The organism is Lentzea guizhouensis (assembly GCF_001701025.1).
Taxonomy (GTDB): domain Bacteria; phylum Actinomycetota; class Actinomycetes; order Mycobacteriales; family Pseudonocardiaceae; genus Lentzea; species Lentzea guizhouensis.
Map to the genome: position 1 here is coordinate 1,655,908 of NZ_CP016793.1, position 16,246 is coordinate 1,672,153.

General features: G+C 68.5%; 12 protein-coding genes, 2 tRNA genes, 1 other RNA gene and 1 pseudogene. 3 read left to right on the forward strand and 13 right to left on the reverse strand.

Annotation, left to right across the window (positions count from 1 at the left end; genetic code table 11):
- Nucleotides 1-2: 2 nt before the first annotated feature.
- From BBK82_RS08380 to ssrA, 3 genes are all read right to left on the reverse strand, one after another.
- Entirely contained in the window at nt 3-1,514 is a 1,512-nt protein-coding gene (locus BBK82_RS08380) for a DUF8189 domain-containing protein (protein WP_065914490.1), read from the reverse strand.
- 96 nt (nt 1,515-1,610) lie between these two features.
- Entirely contained in the window at nt 1,611-4,658 is a 3,048-nt protein-coding gene (locus BBK82_RS08385; protein WP_065914491.1) for an AfsR/SARP family transcriptional regulator, read from the reverse strand.
- Nucleotides 4,659-4,824: 166 nt separating this feature from the next.
- Nucleotides 4,825-5,197: a transfer-messenger RNA gene (gene ssrA, locus BBK82_RS08390) on the reverse strand.
- Between the two features lie 121 nt (nt 5,198-5,318).
- Here ssrA and BBK82_RS08395 point away from each other — a divergent pair.
- The gene (locus BBK82_RS08395) at nt 5,319-6,557 is read left to right on the forward strand and encodes a sensor histidine kinase (protein WP_065914492.1); all 1,239 of its coding nucleotides are present in this window, start codon (nt 5,319-5,321) and stop codon (nt 6,555-6,557) included.
- Nucleotides 6,545-7,186, forward strand: a complete 642-nt coding sequence (locus BBK82_RS08400) for a response regulator transcription factor (protein ID WP_065914493.1) — start codon at nt 6,545-6,547, stop codon at nt 7,184-7,186. The genes BBK82_RS08395 and BBK82_RS08400 overlap by 13 nt, the downstream gene beginning before the upstream one ends.
- Here the strand turns inward: BBK82_RS08400 and BBK82_RS08405 are convergent.
- The 7 genes and pseudogenes from BBK82_RS08405 to BBK82_RS08435 form a co-directional block, all read right to left on the reverse strand.
- Nucleotides 7,171-7,596: an amidohydrolase family protein gene (locus tag BBK82_RS08405; protein WP_065914494.1), complete on the reverse strand. Its 426-nt coding sequence runs from the start codon at nt 7,594-7,596 to the stop codon at nt 7,171-7,173. The genes BBK82_RS08400 and BBK82_RS08405 overlap by 16 nt on opposite strands.
- Nucleotides 7,596-8,072 (reverse strand): SsrA-binding protein SmpB, encoded by a 477-nt coding sequence (gene smpB, locus BBK82_RS08410; RefSeq protein WP_065914495.1) that lies wholly within the window; start codon nt 8,070-8,072, stop codon nt 7,596-7,598. Before smpB ends, BBK82_RS08405 begins: the two co-directional genes overlap by 1 nt.
- Before the next feature lie 91 nt (nt 8,073-8,163).
- Nucleotides 8,164-9,062, reverse strand: a pseudogene (gene ftsX, locus BBK82_RS08415) (permease-like cell division protein FtsX).
- 40 nt (nt 9,063-9,102) lie between these two features.
- The gene (ftsE, locus tag BBK82_RS08420) at nt 9,103-9,792 is read right to left on the reverse strand and encodes a cell division ATP-binding protein FtsE (RefSeq protein ID WP_030470385.1); all 690 of its coding nucleotides are present in this window, start codon (nt 9,790-9,792) and stop codon (nt 9,103-9,105) included.
- Nucleotides 9,793-9,902: 110 nt separating this feature from the next.
- On the reverse strand, nt 9,903-10,310 hold the full coding sequence (locus BBK82_RS08425) for a hypothetical protein (protein ID WP_065914496.1): 408 nt from the start codon (nt 10,308-10,310) through the stop codon (nt 9,903-9,905).
- The gene (prfB, locus tag BBK82_RS08430; protein WP_065914497.1) at nt 10,286-11,386 is read right to left on the reverse strand and encodes a peptide chain release factor 2; all 1,101 of its coding nucleotides are present in this window, start codon (nt 11,384-11,386) and stop codon (nt 10,286-10,288) included. The genes BBK82_RS08425 and prfB overlap by 25 nt, the downstream gene beginning before the upstream one ends.
- 119 nt (nt 11,387-11,505) lie before the next feature.
- On the reverse strand, nt 11,506-12,006 hold the full coding sequence (locus tag BBK82_RS08435) for a PadR family transcriptional regulator (RefSeq protein ID WP_065914498.1): 501 nt from the start codon (nt 12,004-12,006) through the stop codon (nt 11,506-11,508).
- A gap of 401 nt (nt 12,007-12,407) precedes the next feature.
- On the opposite strand from BBK82_RS08435, the gene BBK82_RS08440 reads away from it, so the two are divergent.
- Complete coding sequence (locus BBK82_RS08440) at nt 12,408-12,614, forward strand: hypothetical protein (protein WP_237048091.1); 207 nt, start codon at nt 12,408-12,410, stop codon at nt 12,612-12,614.
- A gap of 89 nt (nt 12,615-12,703) precedes the next feature.
- On the opposite strand, the gene BBK82_RS08445 is transcribed toward BBK82_RS08440, so the two are convergent.
- The 3 genes from BBK82_RS08445 to BBK82_RS08455 form a co-directional block, all read right to left on the reverse strand.
- Nucleotides 12,704-12,777: transfer RNA gene (locus BBK82_RS08445), tRNA-Met, on the reverse strand.
- 307 nt (nt 12,778-13,084) lie between these two features.
- Nucleotides 13,085-13,158 (reverse strand) — tRNA-Met (locus BBK82_RS08450).
- Between the two features lie 53 nt (nt 13,159-13,211).
- Nucleotides 13,212-16,223 (reverse strand): UPF0182 family protein, encoded by a 3,012-nt coding sequence (locus BBK82_RS08455; protein ID WP_065914499.1) that lies wholly within the window; start codon nt 16,221-16,223, stop codon nt 13,212-13,214.
- Nucleotides 16,224-16,246 lie beyond the last annotated feature (23 nt).

A 16,246-nucleotide genomic window follows, 5' to 3' on the forward strand; every position in this document is an offset into this window, starting at 1 on the left:
TGCTAACCGGCGATCTGCCCGCCGAGCCACGTCCAGTCCCCCCATCCCGCAGAGGTCCAGCGCCGCTGGTAGAGGCTGCTGTCGACGCCCGTGGCGAAGACGTGCACGTCGTTGCCGATCAGGGCGGGCCGCGGGGTGGTGGTGATCTTGCCGTCGCGCCACGCCCAGTCGGTCCAGCCGGACGTCGTCCAGGTCTTCTCGTAGAGGGCCTGGTCCACCCCGGTGACGAACACGCTGAACCGGCCGCTGGTCCCCGCCACGCGCGGGTCGCCGCCGAGCTGGCCCTGGTGCCACGCCCAGTCGTTCCAGCCGGTCGCGGCCAGCCAGGTCTTCTCGTACATCGCGTTGTCGACACCCCGCGCGAAGATGCTCAGCCGGTCGCCGAACGAGATCACCGCGGGCGCACCGGTGATCTGCCCGCCCAGCCAGAACCACTCGTCCCAGCCGGCCGCGGTCCTCTTGATCTGGTAAAGGCTGTTGTCGGTCCCGGTGGCGAAGACGTGGATCTCGTTGCCCAGCACGGTCACCTGCGGGTCACTGGCCAGCTGGCCCTGACGCCAGTTCCAGGCCGACCAGCCACCGGGCGTCCACGTCCTCTCGTAGAGCGACCGGTCCACGCCGGTGCCCAGCACGGTCAGCTGATCGCCGATGGTCGCCACCTGCGGCTCACCGGACAGCTGGCCGTCCAGCCACGTCCAGTCGCCCCAGCCGCCGGACGGGCTCCACACCCTCTCGTACAACGACTTGTCGACACCGACCGCGAACACCCGGATCTGGTTGCGGAACGAGATCACCTGCGGCTGGCCCGTGATCTGCCCGCCGAGCCAGCTCCACTCGCCCCAGCCGGCCGCGGCCGTCCACGTCTTCTGGTAGAGGCTCCCGTCCACGCCGGTCGCGAACGCGTGCAGCTGGTCCCCGAACGCCACCACGCTCGACTTGGAGAGCGCTGTCGCCGGCGGAGGCGGCGGAGGTGGCGTGTCCTCCGTGATCTTGTTGTAGCGGATCGGTGTGTACCCGCTCGCCGTCGCGGCGGACCAGACCCGTTCCACCGTGGGCGATCCGTTCGGCCCGGCCTGCTCGCGGACCACGGGTCTCGTCTTCGCCTCGTCGTCCCATCTGAGGAACAGCGCGATGTGCGAGTCCGCGTCGTTCAGCGCGTCGCCCGGCCGGAGATCCGATCGCGGGATCGTGTGGGAGACGTGGTGGATGTCGAAGGTCGTGTGGGAGACCCTGAGCCCCCACGCCATCGAGACGAACCCGGAGCAGTCCGTGCGGTAGGACCCGAACTGGTTGGTGTGACAGGCCGCCTGGCTGTAGGGCACCCTGGCGTTGATCCACGACTGTGCGCGGGCCAGCGCCTGGCTCCTCGACATCGTCTGGTTGCTCGAGTAGGTGGCGCAGTTGAACATGGCGCCGATGTCGCCCTGCTCCTCCGCTGCCGCGCTGACACCGCTGTACGAGCCGGCTGTCACGAGTGCCACCAGGACTGTGGCCGCGATGCGCCCGAATCCCATTCTTGCTCCTCATCAGGTTGTTCGACCGATGGGAGGAGCATCGGCGCACGACCTTCAAGGGAGCTTCAGCGCGGGAGCGACAGAGCTGGAAGTTGCCTACAAGCCGGTTTGAAGCCGGATCCGGTCGAACCATTCGCGTGGCGTCGTCGAAGCCAGTTCGGCGGCTTCACGACTGCCGGCCGCGCGGAAGACGTCCAGGGCAGCGGCCCAGTGCCGGTGAGCCGCCACCGGGTCGGACGACGCCTTGGCCGCAGCCAGGTCGCGCTGCGTGCGAGCGTCCCAGACGGCGAGCTCCAGCTCGCGCCACAACTCGGAAGCGCTCGTGAGGAGCTGCTGAGCCAGGGCCAGGTCGTTCTCGGCCAGTGCGAGCTCTCCCGCGGTCCTCGTCACGAGGGCGATGCCGAACCGGTCCCGGTGGGCGGTGCAGACGTCGAGGCAGGCCGACAGCACCTCCCGCACACCGCTCAGCCGTCCCTGCCGGATCAGGGCCTTGCTCAACGACTGCCTCGCATAGGTGGCGCCGAGCCGGTCACCGGCCTCGGTGAGGAGGTCCACGGCCTGCCGGCTGAGGTCCGCGGCCTCCGCCGCCCTGCCCGCCGCTCGACGGCACAGGCTCAGGCCGCGCACCGCGAGTGCCTGACCGCGGAGGTCACCCGCCTCGCGGTAGGCGTCGACGCACTCGTGGAACGCGCCCTCCGCGGCGTCGAGATCACCACGGTCGCGGAAGACGACACCCAGGCCGTACTTCACCGCCGCTGTCACGCTGCGGTCTTCCACCCGATCCGCCGGTCCGGCTGCCTCCGTCAGGCTGTCGTACGCCGCGGCGAACTGGCCGCGATCGCGTTGCACCGTGCCGATCCCCACGAGCGCGACGGCTCGGATGGCGTCGTCCCCGACCGCCGTGGCGTGCTCGAGCGAGTCCTGGAAGTGGCCGAGCGCGGCCGCGAAGTCGTCCTTCTCGTAGAAGAGCTGGCCGAGACTCGCGAGGAGACTCGCCTCGTCCCGCCTGTTGCCGGACTTCCTGGCCGCCCCGAGCGCCACCTCGTGGGTCCGCTGCCACCCGTCGAACTCGTTGCGGGTGGCGAACGGCGAGACCAGCAACGAGGTGATCAACCGGGTCGTCAGCTCGTCGACGCCGAGCTCGTACGCGCGTTCCACGGCACGCACGACGGCCGTCGTCTCCGAGGCGAACCACTCCGTCGGACTGCTCTCGACGTCGGCGACGAGCTTCGGGTCGACCTCGACGGCCGACCGGCTCACCGGGCTGAGCCCCAGCGTCACCCTCGGCAGCCGGGCGGCTCCGATCTGGACCAGCTCGCGCCAGGTCGCCAGGGTGCGCCCGATCGCCTCGGCCACGACGTCGACGGGCTCGGTGGCGCTCGCCCGGTCGGCTCCGAAGAGCTGCACGAGGTCGTGGAACCGGTAGCGCACGTGGCCGAGCGAGTCGACCCCCGCCACGTCGACCAGCCGCAGGTCCACGAGCTGTTCGACGACGTCCTCGGCCTCACCGGTGCCGATGTCCAGCAGCGGTGCGGCGACCCACGAGCCGAAGTCCGGCAGGTCGAGCAGCGTCAGCAGGTGGAAGGCGCGGCGTTGGACAGCGGTCAGCTCGCTGTAGTGCAGCTCCAGGCTCGACCTGATCGCGAGATCTCCGACGGCGAGCTCGTCGAGCCTGCGGTGCTTGTCGAGCAGCCGCACGGCCATCGCCTGCAACGGCCAGTGCGGGCGAGCCAGCAGCTTGGCGCCGGCGACCTGGATGGCCAGCGGAATGCCACCGCACAGCCGGGTGATGGTCGAGACGGAGTCCAGGTCGGCGGAGAGCCGGTCCTGCCCGACGATGCGGCTGAGCAGTTCGACCGACTCGGTGCGGGAGAACAGGTCGAGCTCGATCGACGCCGCGCCGGCGATCCCGGTCAGCCTGGAGCGGCTGGTGATGATCAGCAGGCAGCGTCCGGAACCGGGCAGCAACATGCGCACCTGACGTTCGTCGCGCACGTTGTCCAGCACGACGACCAGGCGCCGCTGCGCCACCGTCATCCGGTACAGCTCGACTCGTTCGTCCGCGTCCTCCGGCAGATCGGCGCTGGACACGCCGAGCACGCGCAGGAACCGGCTGAGCACCTCGACCGCGTCGACCGTGCGACCGGCGCGGTGCATGTCGGCGAACAGCTGGCCGCCGGGGAACTCCGGGGCGAGCCGGTGCGCGCAGTGCACGGCGAGCGCCGACTTCCCCGCGCCACCGACGCCCGAGATCACCACGGTCGCCGTCTTCGTGGCCGTTCTGGACAGCGCGGTCAGCTGGTCGACCTGTTCCGCGCGTCCGGTGAAGTGCACGACGTCCGGCGGCAGCTGGTTGGGCCCCACCGACTCGCTCCGCAGGCCCCGCACCTTCTCGGCCGGGACCGGCAGCGTTCCTCGCAGAACCTGTTCATGCAGGTCACGCAGCTCGTCGCCGGGTTCGACACCCAGCTCGGCGATCAGCCGCTCACGGCCCGTCCGGTAGGTGGCCAGTGCCTCCGACTGCCGGCCGCTCTGGTACTGCGCCCGCATCAGCAGGCCGAGTGCCCCCTCCCGGTAGGGGTGCGCGGCCGTGACGACGGCCATCCGGGAGGCGGCCGACGCGACGCGGCCGATCTCCAGCTCACACCGCGCCAACCCCTCCTGTGCCGAGAGCCGGTCCGCTTCGAGGGCGTCGGCCCGGAAACGGACGAAGGACGCGTCGACACCACCGAACACCGGACCACGCCAGAGCCCGAGCGCCTGCTCGTACAGCGCGGCCGCCCTCTGGTGGTCGAGCTCCCGCTCGGCCACCAGGGCGGCCCGGAGGCCTTCGGCGAACTCCTCGACGTCGATGTCGGACGGCTCGACCAGGAGGGCGTATCCGGGTGGACGGGTCACCAGCACGGCGGACTCGCCGTGGGACGCGAACACGCGGCGCAGCGTGGAGACGTACGTGTGCACGAGCGCCACCGCCGACTTGGGCGGTTCGTCGTCCCAGATGAGGTCGACCAGCCGGTCGACCGAGACCACCTGCCGCGCTTCCAGGAGCAGGGCCGCGACCAACGCCTTCGGCTTGGCTCCCCCGAGCTTCACCGGCCGGCCTGACGACAGTGCCTCCAACGGCCCCAACGCGCACAACCGCATGCAGCCCCCACCCCCCGGTAAGCGACGTTCAAGGTCGATTATCACGTCGCGGCAGCCGCACAGCCACAGCCTTCTGCCTGCTCGAACACGAGCATCCGGATGATCAGGAGGGCGAGACCGTCCGGAACGGGGAACGGCGAGTGCTCTTCGTGAGCACTCGCCGTCCGAGTGGAGGTGCCGGGAATCGAACCCGGGTCCTGTGGCGGTTCATCAGGGCTTCTCCGTGCGCAGTCCGCTCTGCCTCTGCTCGACCCCATCAGTCACGCGGACGAGCTGATGTGACGGGCCCAGTCGCTGTGAGTTTCCCGAACAGTCCCCGCGACCGGGACTGCCGGTAAGCCCTCTAGCTGATGCCGGACTCTAGGCCGAAGGCACTCCTAGGCCGACAGCGTTGCTACTCGCCTCAGGCGGCGAGAGCGAACGCGCGCTTGTCGTTAGACGTGGCGCTTATTGGTTTGCGATGACGCTTGCGGTGGTCTCTCGCCTGCACCGGCACGCTTCCCCTGAATCAACGTCCACAGTCGAAACCGTTCACCCCCTTGTAGTGGTGCCCCTAGCATAACGATGAGGGCGAACGAGTTCTTCCCGAGGCAGGTAGGGCTGTCCCCACCATCGGCTGACTGGTTGGCCAGATGGTCCCTGACCAGGGAGAACGACAACATGGACGTCATGAGGAAACCGAACGCGCTCGCAGCCGGGTTCTACCTGCTGACCAACCTGGTGACCGGCATCTTCTGGTTCACCCTCAGCGTCGTGCTCGTCGTCGTGGGGTTCGCGACGTCGGTGCTCTGGGTCGGCATACCGATCCTCTGGCTCGCGATGAACGTCGTGCGGGGTGGCGCGGCGGTGGAGCGGGCGTGGGTCGGGGCCGCGTTGCGCACGGAGATACCGCGGCCGTACCGGGAGAAGCAGCCGGGGACGTTGTGGCAGCGGTGGAAGGCGCAGTTCACCGATCCGGCGACGTGGCGTGACTTCGGGTACCTGGTGCTCCTGCTGCCGGTCGGTGCGCTGGAGTTCTCCTCGGTGCTGGCGCTCTGGACCGTCGTGGTGGCGCTCATCGGCGTGCCCTTCTGGATCAGCCACGCGCCGTTCGCGGTGGTCGTCGGCGACTTCTGGACCATCGACTCGTTCACGTCGGCGTTGCCGATCGCGTTGATCGGGCTCGCGCTGATCCCGTTCGCGGTCATCGGCACCCGGTCGCTCGGTGCGCTGCACGGCAAGTTCGCCCGCGCCATGCTCGGGCCGACGCGGGCCGACGAGCTGGCGATCGAGGCGGAACGGCTGCAGTCCAGCCGGGCGCGTGGGGTCGAGGCGGCCGAGGCGGAGCGCCGGCGCATCGAGCGCGACCTGCACGACGGCGCGCAGCAGCGGCTCGTGGCGGTGGCGATGGGGCTGGGCCGGGCGAAGTCCAAGATGGACACCGACCCGGACGGTGCGGCCGAGCTGATCGCCGAGGCGCACGCGGACGCCAAGCTCGCCATCAAGGAGCTGCGGGACCTCGCGCGGGGCATCTACCCGTCGGTGCTCGGCGACCGCGGCCTGGACGCGGCGTTGTCCGCGCTCGCCGCCCGCGTGCCGATCGAGGTGGACCTGCAGGTCGACGTCGACCCGCGGCCGCCGACAGCGGTGGAGAGCGCCGCGTACTTCACCGTCGGCGAGGCGCTCACCAACATCACCAAGCACTCCAACGGCACCAAGGCGACCGTGCGGGTCAACCGGGTCGACACCGGGGTGCTGGTCGAGGTCACCGACAACGGTCAGGGTGGCGCCGAGCTGAAGCCGGGCGGCGGGCTCGCCGGGCTCGCGGACCGGGCTGCGACGATCGACGGTGTGGTTGTCGTCGTCAGCCCCGTGGGTGGGCCGACCGTGATTCGAGCGGAGTTGCCGTGCGCGTGGTGATCGCCGAGGACTCGGTGCTGCTGAGGGAGGGCGTGCAGCGGTTGCTCGCCGACGTGGGCATCGAGACCGTCGCGGCCGTGGAGGACGGGGACGGGCTGCTGGACGCCCTCACCGAGCACCGGCCCGACCTGTGCGTGGTGGACGTGCGGATGCCGCCGACGTTCACCGACGAGGGCCTGCGCGCCGCCATCGAGGCCCGCAGGCGCTACCCCGGGTTGCCGGTGCTGGTGCTGTCGCAGTACGTCGAGGAGCGCTACGCCGTCGAGCTCCTCGCGGGCGGTGCCAGCGGTGTCGGCTACCTGCTCAAGGAGCGGGTGGCGGACGTGTCCGAGTTCGTCGAGGCGGTCCGCAGGGTCGCGGACGGCGGCACGAGCATCGACCACGAGGTGATCACCCAGCTCATGGTGCGCAGCAAGAAGAGCCCCGTCGACTCGTTGACGCCGCGCGAACGCGAGGTGCTCGGGCTGATGGCGCAGGGACTGTCCAACACGGCCATCGCCGCGACGCTCGTGGTGTCCGACGGCGCGGTGGAGAAGCACGTCGGCAACATCTTCGCGAAGCTCGGCCTGGAACCGTCGAACTCGGAGCACCGCCGGGTGCGCGCGGTGCTCGCCTACTTGGACAGCTGAGTCAGCTGGAGCAACCGGACGCCGTTGGCGTGCAGCACCGCCTGCTCGGCGGCGGCGTCCAGGCCCCACGAGCGGATCGCCGCGAGCTGCTCTTCGCAGGGGTGGGGGATGTTCGGGAAGTCGCTGCCCAGCACGACGCGGTCCGCGAGCCCGGCGATCCGGGACCGCCAGCCGGCCGGCAGCGGCACCCACTCGTTCAGCCACTCCGCCACGCCCGGCCGGTGCGGGTAGACCAGCGGGGCGAACGCGGAAACGCCCAGCTCCCGCAGTGCGGTGAGCCGGGCGTTCTCGTCGGTGCGGTGGTGGACGGACCAGTCGACCCCGCTCTCGCGAACGCGGTCGAAGGACGCCCAGACCTCGTCCAGGACGTCCCACTCCTCCCCGAGCGAGTGGACGTCCACCAAAGCCATCAGTAGCGGCCCTTCAACGCCCTGCCGTACGCCTTCGCGATCTCGCGGTTCGCGTCGCGCTTGGCGAGGTCCTGCCGCTTGTCGTAGGCCTTCTTGCCCTTCGCGAGGGCGATCTCGACCTTGACGTAGCCGTCCTTGAAGTACATCTGCAGCGGCACGAGCGAGAGACCGGACTCCTTGGTCTTGCCGATCAGCCGTTCGATCTCGCTCTTGTGCAGCAGGAGCTTCCGCTTGCGCCGGACCTCGTGGTTCGTCCAGGTGCCCGCGACGTACTCCGGGATGTGCAACGCGTGCAGCCAGATCTCGCCGTCGTCGACCTGGGCGAAGGCGTCCACCAGGGACGCCCGTCCCATGCGCAGGCTCTTCACCTCGGTGCCGACGAGCTGAATGCCCGCCTCGTAGGTGTCCAGAATGGTCCAGTCGTGCCGAGCCTTGCGGTTCGACGCGATGACCTTCTGCCCGCGTTCCTTGACCATGCCGACAACTTTACGTGGTCGGTAAAACGCCAAGGCCTGATTTATGGGCCTCGTTCGATGAGAGTCGCGAACACGGGCCCAGGAATCAGGCCTAGAGCCGCACGTAGAGGCGCAGTGTGACGTAGCCGGTCGTGGCCGAGATCAGGATCGCGACCAGGAACAGCCACGGCGAGACTATGAGGATGTCCAGGTAGCCGACCGGCGGGATGATGCCCGACTCGGTGAGGTTGCGGGTGATCCTGTCCAGGAAGAACGCCTTGAACAGCACCAGGCCGCCCACCGCGGTGACCGCGCCGATGATGCCCGCGACGACCGCCTCGATGAGGAACGGCAGCTGCGTGTACCACCGGGTCGCGCCGACCAGGCGCATGATGCCGACCTCGACGCGTCGGGTGAACGCCGACACCTGGATGGTGTTCGAGATCAGCAGCAGCGCCGCGAACGCCTGGATGAGCGCCAGGATCAGCGCCACGTCGCGGAAGCCGTTGAGACCGTCGAAGAACCGCTCCAGGAACTTGCCCTGGTCGTCGACGCCCTTCACGCCCGGCTTGCCCTGGAAGGCCTCCTTGATGACCTCGGTGCGTTCCGGGTCCTCGAGCTTCACCCGGAACGTCGCCGGGATCGCCTCCGGCCGCGCGAGCTTGAGCAGCTCCGGCTGGGCCTCGAAGATCTGCTTGAAGCGCTCGAAGCCCTCGTCGCGGTTCTGGTACACGACCGACTGGCGGAGGTCGCGTCGAGGTCGGCGCGCAGTCCCGCACACGGCTGCTGGGTGCAGTCCTTGTCGTTGGCGCTGACGTCGTTGGTCAGCAGGACCGAGACCTCGAGCTTGCCCGCGTAGTTGGCCTGCATCTTGTCGACCATGCGGACGACGAGCAGGCCACCGCCGAGCAGCCCGAGCGAGATGGCGGTCGTGAGGATCATCGCGATCGTCATCGTGACGTTCCGGCGAAGTCCGGTGACGACCTCGCTGAACACGAAGCTGGTACGCATCGGGGGCGGGGTTCCTTGGGGGGTCGGGGGTTAGGAGCGCTTAGCGGCCGACGCCGTAAACGCCGCGCGCGTCATCACGGACGACCTTGCCGTACGACAGCTCCACGACGCGGCGGCGCATCGAGTCGACGATGCCGTGGTCGTGGGTGGCCATGATGACGGTCGTGCCGGTGCGGTTGATCCGCTCCAGCAGCAACATGATGTCCTGGCTCGTGTCGGGGTCCAGGTTTCCGGTCGGCTCGTCGGCGATCAGCACCAGCGGCCGGTTCACGAACGCGCGGGCGATCGCGACGCGCTGCTGCTCACCACCGGAGAGCTCGGTGGGGAACCGGTCCTCCTTGCCGTCGAGGCCGACCAGCTGCAGCACCTCGGGCACCACCTTGACGATGGTGTTGCGGGGCTTGCCGATGACCTCGAGCGCGAACGCGACGTTCTCGGCGACGGTCTTCGTCGGCAGCAGGCGGAAGTCCTGGAACACGCAGCCGATCGACTGGCGCAGGCGGGGGACCCTGCGGCGCGACATCTTGGCGACGTCGAAGTTGGAGACGTAGACGCGTCCCCTGGTCGGCACTTCTTCGCGCAGCAGCAGGCGCAGGAAGGTCGACTTGCCGGACCCCGAGGGCCCGATCAGGAACACGAACTCGCCCTTCTCCATCTCGACGGACACGTCGTCGAGCGCGGGACGCGTAGAGGTCTTGTAGACCTTGGAAACGTGTTCGAGGCGAATCACGAGGCGCGAGTCTACCCATGGCCGGGGTAAAGCCCCCGTTCCGGTTAACTTCCCGCCCCGGAAGGGCGGCCGGGCCTCTGCACCCGGCGTGGTCGGACCGGCACGACCCGTCAGTCCCACCAGTGGAAGAGCGCCTGCCCGGTGGTCTCGGGTCTCCAGTACCTCACGTCGCTCACCCACACGTGTGGGTGAGCTGCGTGGTCGAACGGTCGCTCCACGTCGTCCTGGGAGAGCGCCCGGAAGCGCTCGAACTGCCTCACGACCGCCAGGAGCTCGGGCTCGTCGAGGAACACGAGCTCGCACCCGCCGGGGTCGACCGGCTCGGTCACCGCGACCGAGCCGTCGTCCCGCGAACAGAGCACAGCGACCGTGCGGTCGCGGTAGGCGATGACCGCGTGGTGGAAGTTCGGCGTCACGCAGTCGGCGGCCGTGAGGCCGGCCACCTGCCCACCGGTGCGGCGTGCGGCCTCGTGCACGAGGCCGCGGAACTCGTCTACGCCTGGGACTGCTTGCGCCACCGGATGCCGGCCTCGAGGAAGTCGTCGATCTCCCCGTCCAGCACCGCCGACGGGTTGCCGACCTCGTGGTTGTTCCTCAGGTCCTTGACCATCTGGTACGGGTGCAGCACGTAGGAGCGCATCTGGTTGCCCCAGCTGGAGCCGGAGTCCTTCAGCGCGTCCATCTTCGCCTGCTCCTCCTGCCTGCGCCGCTCGAGCAGCTTCGCCTGCAGGACGTTCATGGCCGTGGCCTTGTTCTGCAGCTGCGAGCGCTCGTTCTGGCAGGACACCACGATGCCGGTCGGGATGTGCGTGAGGCGCACCGCCGAGTCGGTCGTGTTGACGCCCTGGCCGCCGGGGCCCGAGGAGCGGTAGACGTCGACGCGCAGGTCCTTCTCGTCGATCTCGACGTGGTCGGTCTGCTCGACGACGGGCACGACCTCGACGCCGGCGAACGACGTCTGGCGGCGGCCCTGGTTGTCGAACGGCGAGATGCGCACCAGGCGGTGCGTGCCCTGCTCGACGCTCAGCGTGCCGTAGGCGTAGGGGGCGGTGACGCGGAACGTGGCGGACTTGATGCCGGCCTCTTCCGCGTAGGAGGTGTCGAAGACCTCGACGCCGTAGTTGTGGCGCTCGGCCCAGCGCGAGTACATGCGCAGCAGCATCTCGGCGAAGTCGGCGGCGTCGACGCCACCGGCCTCGGCGCGGATGGTGACCAGCGCGTTGCGCTCGTCGTACTCGCCGGAGAGCAGCGTGCGCACCTCGAGGCTCGCGATCTCGTCGCGCAGCTTCGCCCTGTCGGTGTCCGCGTCGGCCGCGGCGTCGGCGTCCTCGGCCTCCTCCGCCAGCTCGTAGAGCAGCGGGAGGTCGTCGAGGCGTCCGCGCAGGCCGGTGATGCGGCGGAGCTCACCCTGCTTGTGGGAGAGCTGGCTCGTGACCTTCTGCGCCTTCTCCTGGTCGTCCCAGAGGTCGGGGCGGGCCGCCTGCTCCTCCAGGTCCGCGACCTGGGCACGCAGGGCATCGAGGTCCATCACCGCCTCGATGCTGCTCAGGGTGGCGGAGAGGTCCTTGATGTCTGCTTCGACGTCCGGATTCACAGCAGAAGATTACGCCAATACCGGTCACCGTTAGCGACCGGCCGCGAATCTGGCGCAGGTAGCGGCGTCTGCAAGTACCACCAGCTCGGTTGCTGGGGGTACTTGCAGACGCCCCGACCTCACGCCGTGGGGATCGCGTCCAGGAACTTGAGGACGGCCTTCGCGTGAGCGAGGCCGAACTCGGCCACCGCCTTCGCGTAGGGGTCCTCGGCGGTCTTGGAGGCAGTGCGCGCGCTCTCCTGCTCTGCGCCGTACGTGGTGCGCGCCGTGGCCACCAGCGACTCGCGCTGCTTCGCCGTCAACGAGCCGGCGTGCACGAGACGCAGGATCAGCGGGCTGCGCAGGTGGTCCGGCCCGGGCTCGGAGAGCAGCCAGTTCTTGAAGGCCTTCTTGCCCGCCGCGGTGAGCACGTACTGCTGGCTGGAACGCGGCCCTTGCTTGCCGAGTCGCAGCAGGCCCTGGTCGGCCAGCGCGGGCAGCTCGCGGTACACCTGGCTGCGGGTGACGCTGAAGAACGCTCCGAAGCGCTCCCCGGCTTCCGCAACCAACTGGCCACCGGTCTTGGGTCCGTCGTGCAGCAGCCCGAGCAGGGCGGCTGCGGTCGCATTCAGGTCTGACACAACGACAACGTTCCCACGTCCGGGGGAAGCTGTCCACAATGGTCAGCCGTTCTGTCCACAGTGGCTGATCACCGGGCTAGTCTGATGGGCCATGCGGAGCAACGAAAAGTCTCGCTGAGTAAGCGGCAGTTTTCGCGCCTCACGCGTTTGGTCGCTTGACCGTCCGTGTCCATCCCGGATGGAAAAAGCCTTCCGCGCAAACGAAAGCCGCCCACCCTCACCCGATCGGCGGCACCGCTCTCACCGGCCGAAGCCACCCGAATGGACGGACGGGCGCTCTCGTCGCACGACCCGGTGATGTCGGCTCCGACCTCTTTCGCCACGCCCGAACCCTGGAAAAATGATCATCGCCCCGCTGGGGCCACAGCAGCGCCACGAGCAGCACCGGAGGTCGGGGAGACATGAACATCAACATGAAGTGGCTGGACCACAAGAAGGTCGCCATGCACACGCGTGCGTGGATGACCGGTGGCATCCCGGAGCAGGCCGGCAAGGACGAGTGCATGGTGTGCGGCAAGCAGATCCGCAAGCACCGCACGGTCAACGGCGAGGGCCGGATCTGCTCCAGCATGCTGTGCGCCCAGTACTGGGCCGAGAACATGACCTGAAAGGCCCCGGCCGCGCACTCCACACCAGCCAACCTGATCGACAACACGAAGAAGGCCCGGAGTCCGAGGACTCCGGGCCTTCTGTCTAGTAGCGGGGACAGGATTTGAACCTGCGACCTCTGGGTTATGAGCCCAGCGAGCTACCGAGCTGCTCCACCCCGCGCCGCTTCTAGCTTGTCTTGCTGTCTTGCTGTTGTAAGGAGAACTCTACACCCCCGCAAAACCCCTTTTTCACCACCCCCCCACTAACGCCGTTTCCCCAGGTCACACCCACCAACCCGAAGAACTCGCACATCCAGCCGTGGAACTGGCCGTGGAACTGGCCGTGGAACTGGACCTCCGCTGGAACGCAACCCCGCCGGGGGTCCGGGGGCGAAGCCCGCCGGGGCGGGGTTTGGGGGCTCCGCCCCCAATGTGAAATGCGAAAGAGCCCTGTCTGCGTTCTCCGCAGACAGGGCTCTCCCACTTTGTAGCGGGGACAGGATTTGAACCTGCGACCTCTGGGTTATGAGCCCAGCGAGCTACCGAGCTGCTCCACCCCGCGTCGGTATGAATAGAACCTTACGCGGGGTGGAGCACTTAATGCAAATCGAGCGGTCAGCCAGACGGTGTGGGGCTCGGCACAACCGACGACTGGCCCGTGGCCGGCGGTGAGGCCGACCCGGTGTTGTACTGCTTGAACCTCTTCGTCGCGTCGTCCAGGCGCTGGTAGGCCTGGCCGAGCTCGGTGAAGTTGCTGTTCTGCTGCGCACGCTTGATGTCGGCGAGCGCCCCGTCGATGTCGTTGACCGCCCTCTGCAGCTCAGGGCTCAGCGCGCTGTTGCCGTTGCCGGGTGTGGCCGACGTCGGCGGCGGCGTGGAGGTCTGGCCGTTGCCGGGGTTGTCGCTCGGCGGCGGCACCACCGAACCGGCACCGCTCAGCACCTGTTCGAGCGCCTCGCCCAGCGTGGAGGCGTAGCCGACCCGGTCGCCGTACCAGACGAGGACCTTGGACAGCTGCGGGAACGACGTGTTGTTCGCCGCGCGCTCGATGTAGACGGGTTCGACGTAGAGCAGCGCGCCGCCGACCGGGAGGGTCAGCAGGTTGCCGTAGACGACGGACGTCTTCTGCAACGCCAGGACGTTGAGCTCCCTGGACACGTTGTCCGAGGTGAGGAACTGCGTCTGGATCTGCTGCGGGCCCTTGGCGTCGGTGTTGAGCTGCAACACGTTGATCTTGCCGTAGTTGTCCGGGTCGGACCCGACCGAGACGTAGGCGGCCATGAACTCCCGGTTCTCGCGCACGAGCGGGCTGGTCAGCTGGAAGCGGACCTTGCTCGCGTCGTTCGGGTCACCGGCCAGCACGTAGAACGGCGGTTGCGCGTCCCTGCGCTTCTTGGCCTCGGCCTGCTGGGCGTCCGCCGAGGTCACGTTGTCGATCGTCGGGTCCTGCGCCGGCGCCCAGTAGGACACACCGGAGTAGAAGTCCGACGGCGACGAGACGTGGTACTTCGACAGGATCTGCCGCTGCACCTTGAACAGGTCTTCCGGGTAGCGGAAGTGCTGGCGCAGCTCGGGCTTGATGTCGCTGGACGGCTTGACCGTTCCCGGGAAGACGCCCATCCACGCCTTGAGCACCGGGTCCTGCTCGTCGATCGCGTACAGCGACACCGTGCCGTCATAAGCGTCCACAGTGGCCTTGACCGAGTTGCGGATGTAGTTGACGGGCTTGTTGACCTGCGAGATCACCACGCCGTCCGCCGTGAGCGAGTCGTTCGTGGCGTCACCCAGCGGCGTGCGCTGCGCGTACGGGTAGTTCTCCAGCGTGGTGTACCCGTCGACGATCCAGGTGATGCGGCCGTTGACGACGGCGGGGTACGGGTCGCTGTCGACGGTCAGCCACGGTGCGACGGCCTGCACGCGGTCGCGCGGCGTGCGCTTGAACAGGATCTTCGACTCGTCCGCGATCGACTGGTTGAAGAGGATGTTCCGCTCGCCGTAGTACGCCGCGAACGCCAGCTTGTCGACCAGGCTGCCGATCGGGACGCCGCCCGAGCCGGTGTAGGTGTAGGACTTGGCGTCGGTGTCGTACTCGGCCGCGGAACCGGCGGGCCGGCCGCCGACGATCGAGTAGTCGTTCGTGCCGAACAGCTCGCCGTAGTAGGTGCGCGGCTGGTCGACCTTGATGCCGTTCTGCTCGTTGCCGACGTCGCCGTTGGGCTTGACCTCACCGGTCTTGAAGTCCGGGTAGCCGCCGTTGGACTGGTCGGCGACCTCGTTGACCTTGTTGGCCTCGGCGTAGACGAAGCCGTTGCCGTGGGTGTAGATGAGGTGCTGGTTGATCCAGTCGCGCTGGCCCTGCGGCAGGCTGTCGAGCTTCAGCTCGCGGACCGCCACGATGTAGTCGCGCAGCTTTCCGTCCACTGTGTACCGGTCGATGTCCAGCTTGCTCGGGAACCCGTAGAACGGCCGCAGCTGCTGGAACTGGGTGAAGGTGCGGCCGAGCACCGCCGGGTCGAGCAGGCGGATGTTGCCCAGCGTGGCCGCTTCGTTGGTCTTGACCTGGTCGTTGGGGACGTTCTGCTTGCCCTCGTACGGCTTCGTCGTGACCTTGTCGTCCGTCAGCCCGAAGGCCTGCCTGGTCGCCGCGATGTTGCGGGTGATCGACTCGGCTTCCTTCTGGATGGCGTTCGGCTTGACCGAGAACTGCTCCAGCACCGCGGGCCACGCGGCGCCGACCAGCACGCTCGACAGCACGAGCAGCACGGTCGCGATGGCGGGCAGCTGCACGTTGCGCATGAACGCGCCCGCGAAGAACGCCACGGCGCAGAACACCGCGATGCACAGCAGGATCAGCTTGGCCGGCAGCACCGCGTTGAGGTCGGTGTAGCTCGCGCCGACGAACTTCTCGTTCTCGTGCAGCAGCAGCGCGTACCGGTCGAAGAAGTACGCGACGGCCTTCAGCAGCACGAACGTGCCGGCGACCAGCGCCAGGTGCAGCCGCGCCGGACCGGAGAGCTGTCCGCCGCGACCGGCCAGCCGGATGCCGCCGAAGAGGTAGTGCGCGATCACCGCGCCGATGAACGACACGGCCGTGGTGATGAACAGCCACGACAGCAGCCAGTTGTAGAACGGCAGCTGGAACGCGTAGAAGCCGATGTCGTGCCCGAACTGCGGGTCGGTGATCCCGAACGGCTGGCCGTTGAGGAACAGCTGGACCTGCTGCCAGTCGTTCTGCGCCGACGCACCCGCGATCAGCCCGACGAACACCGGGATGCCGATCGAGAACAGCCGCATCCGCCGCATCACGACGGTGCGGTAGCGGGCCACCGGGTCGTCCGGCCCGGAGACCGGCACGAACACCGGCCGCGCCCGGTAGGCGAGCCACAGGTTGAGCCCGACGATGCCGCCGACCACCACCCCGACGGCGAGGAAGAGGCTCAGCCGGGTCAGCAGCACCGTGCTGAAGACGTTGCGGAATTGGACCTCGCCGAACCAGAGCCAGTTCACGTAGGTGTCGAGCAGCCGCGATCCCGTGATGAGACCGAACAGGAGCACGACACCCACGATGAGCAGTATTCGGCTGCGCCGGGACAGTTTCGGCAGTCCGACCGGAGGCCGTGTGGCCACGAGGCACGCTCCTGGATCGCGGT

Coding starts and splice junctions, on each gene's coding strand:
- BBK82_RS08380 (WP_065914490.1), bottom strand. CDS start 1,514: ATGGGATTCGGGCGCATCGCGGCCACAGTCCTGGTGGCACTCGTGACA.
- BBK82_RS08385 (WP_065914491.1), bottom strand. CDS start 4,658: ATGCGGTTGTGCGCGTTGGGGCCGTTGGAGGCACTGTCGTCAGGCCGG.
- BBK82_RS08395 (WP_065914492.1), top strand. CDS start 5,319: ATGGACGTCATGAGGAAACCGAACGCGCTCGCAGCCGGGTTCTACCTG.
- BBK82_RS08405 (WP_065914494.1), bottom strand. CDS start 7,596: ATGGCTTTGGTGGACGTCCACTCGCTCGGGGAGGAGTGGGACGTCCTG.
- smpB (WP_065914495.1), bottom strand. CDS start 8,072: ATGGTCAAGGAACGCGGGCAGAAGGTCATCGCGTCGAACCGCAAGGCT.
- BBK82_RS08440 (WP_237048091.1), top strand. CDS start 12,408: ATGAACATCAACATGAAGTGGCTGGACCACAAGAAGGTCGCCATGCAC.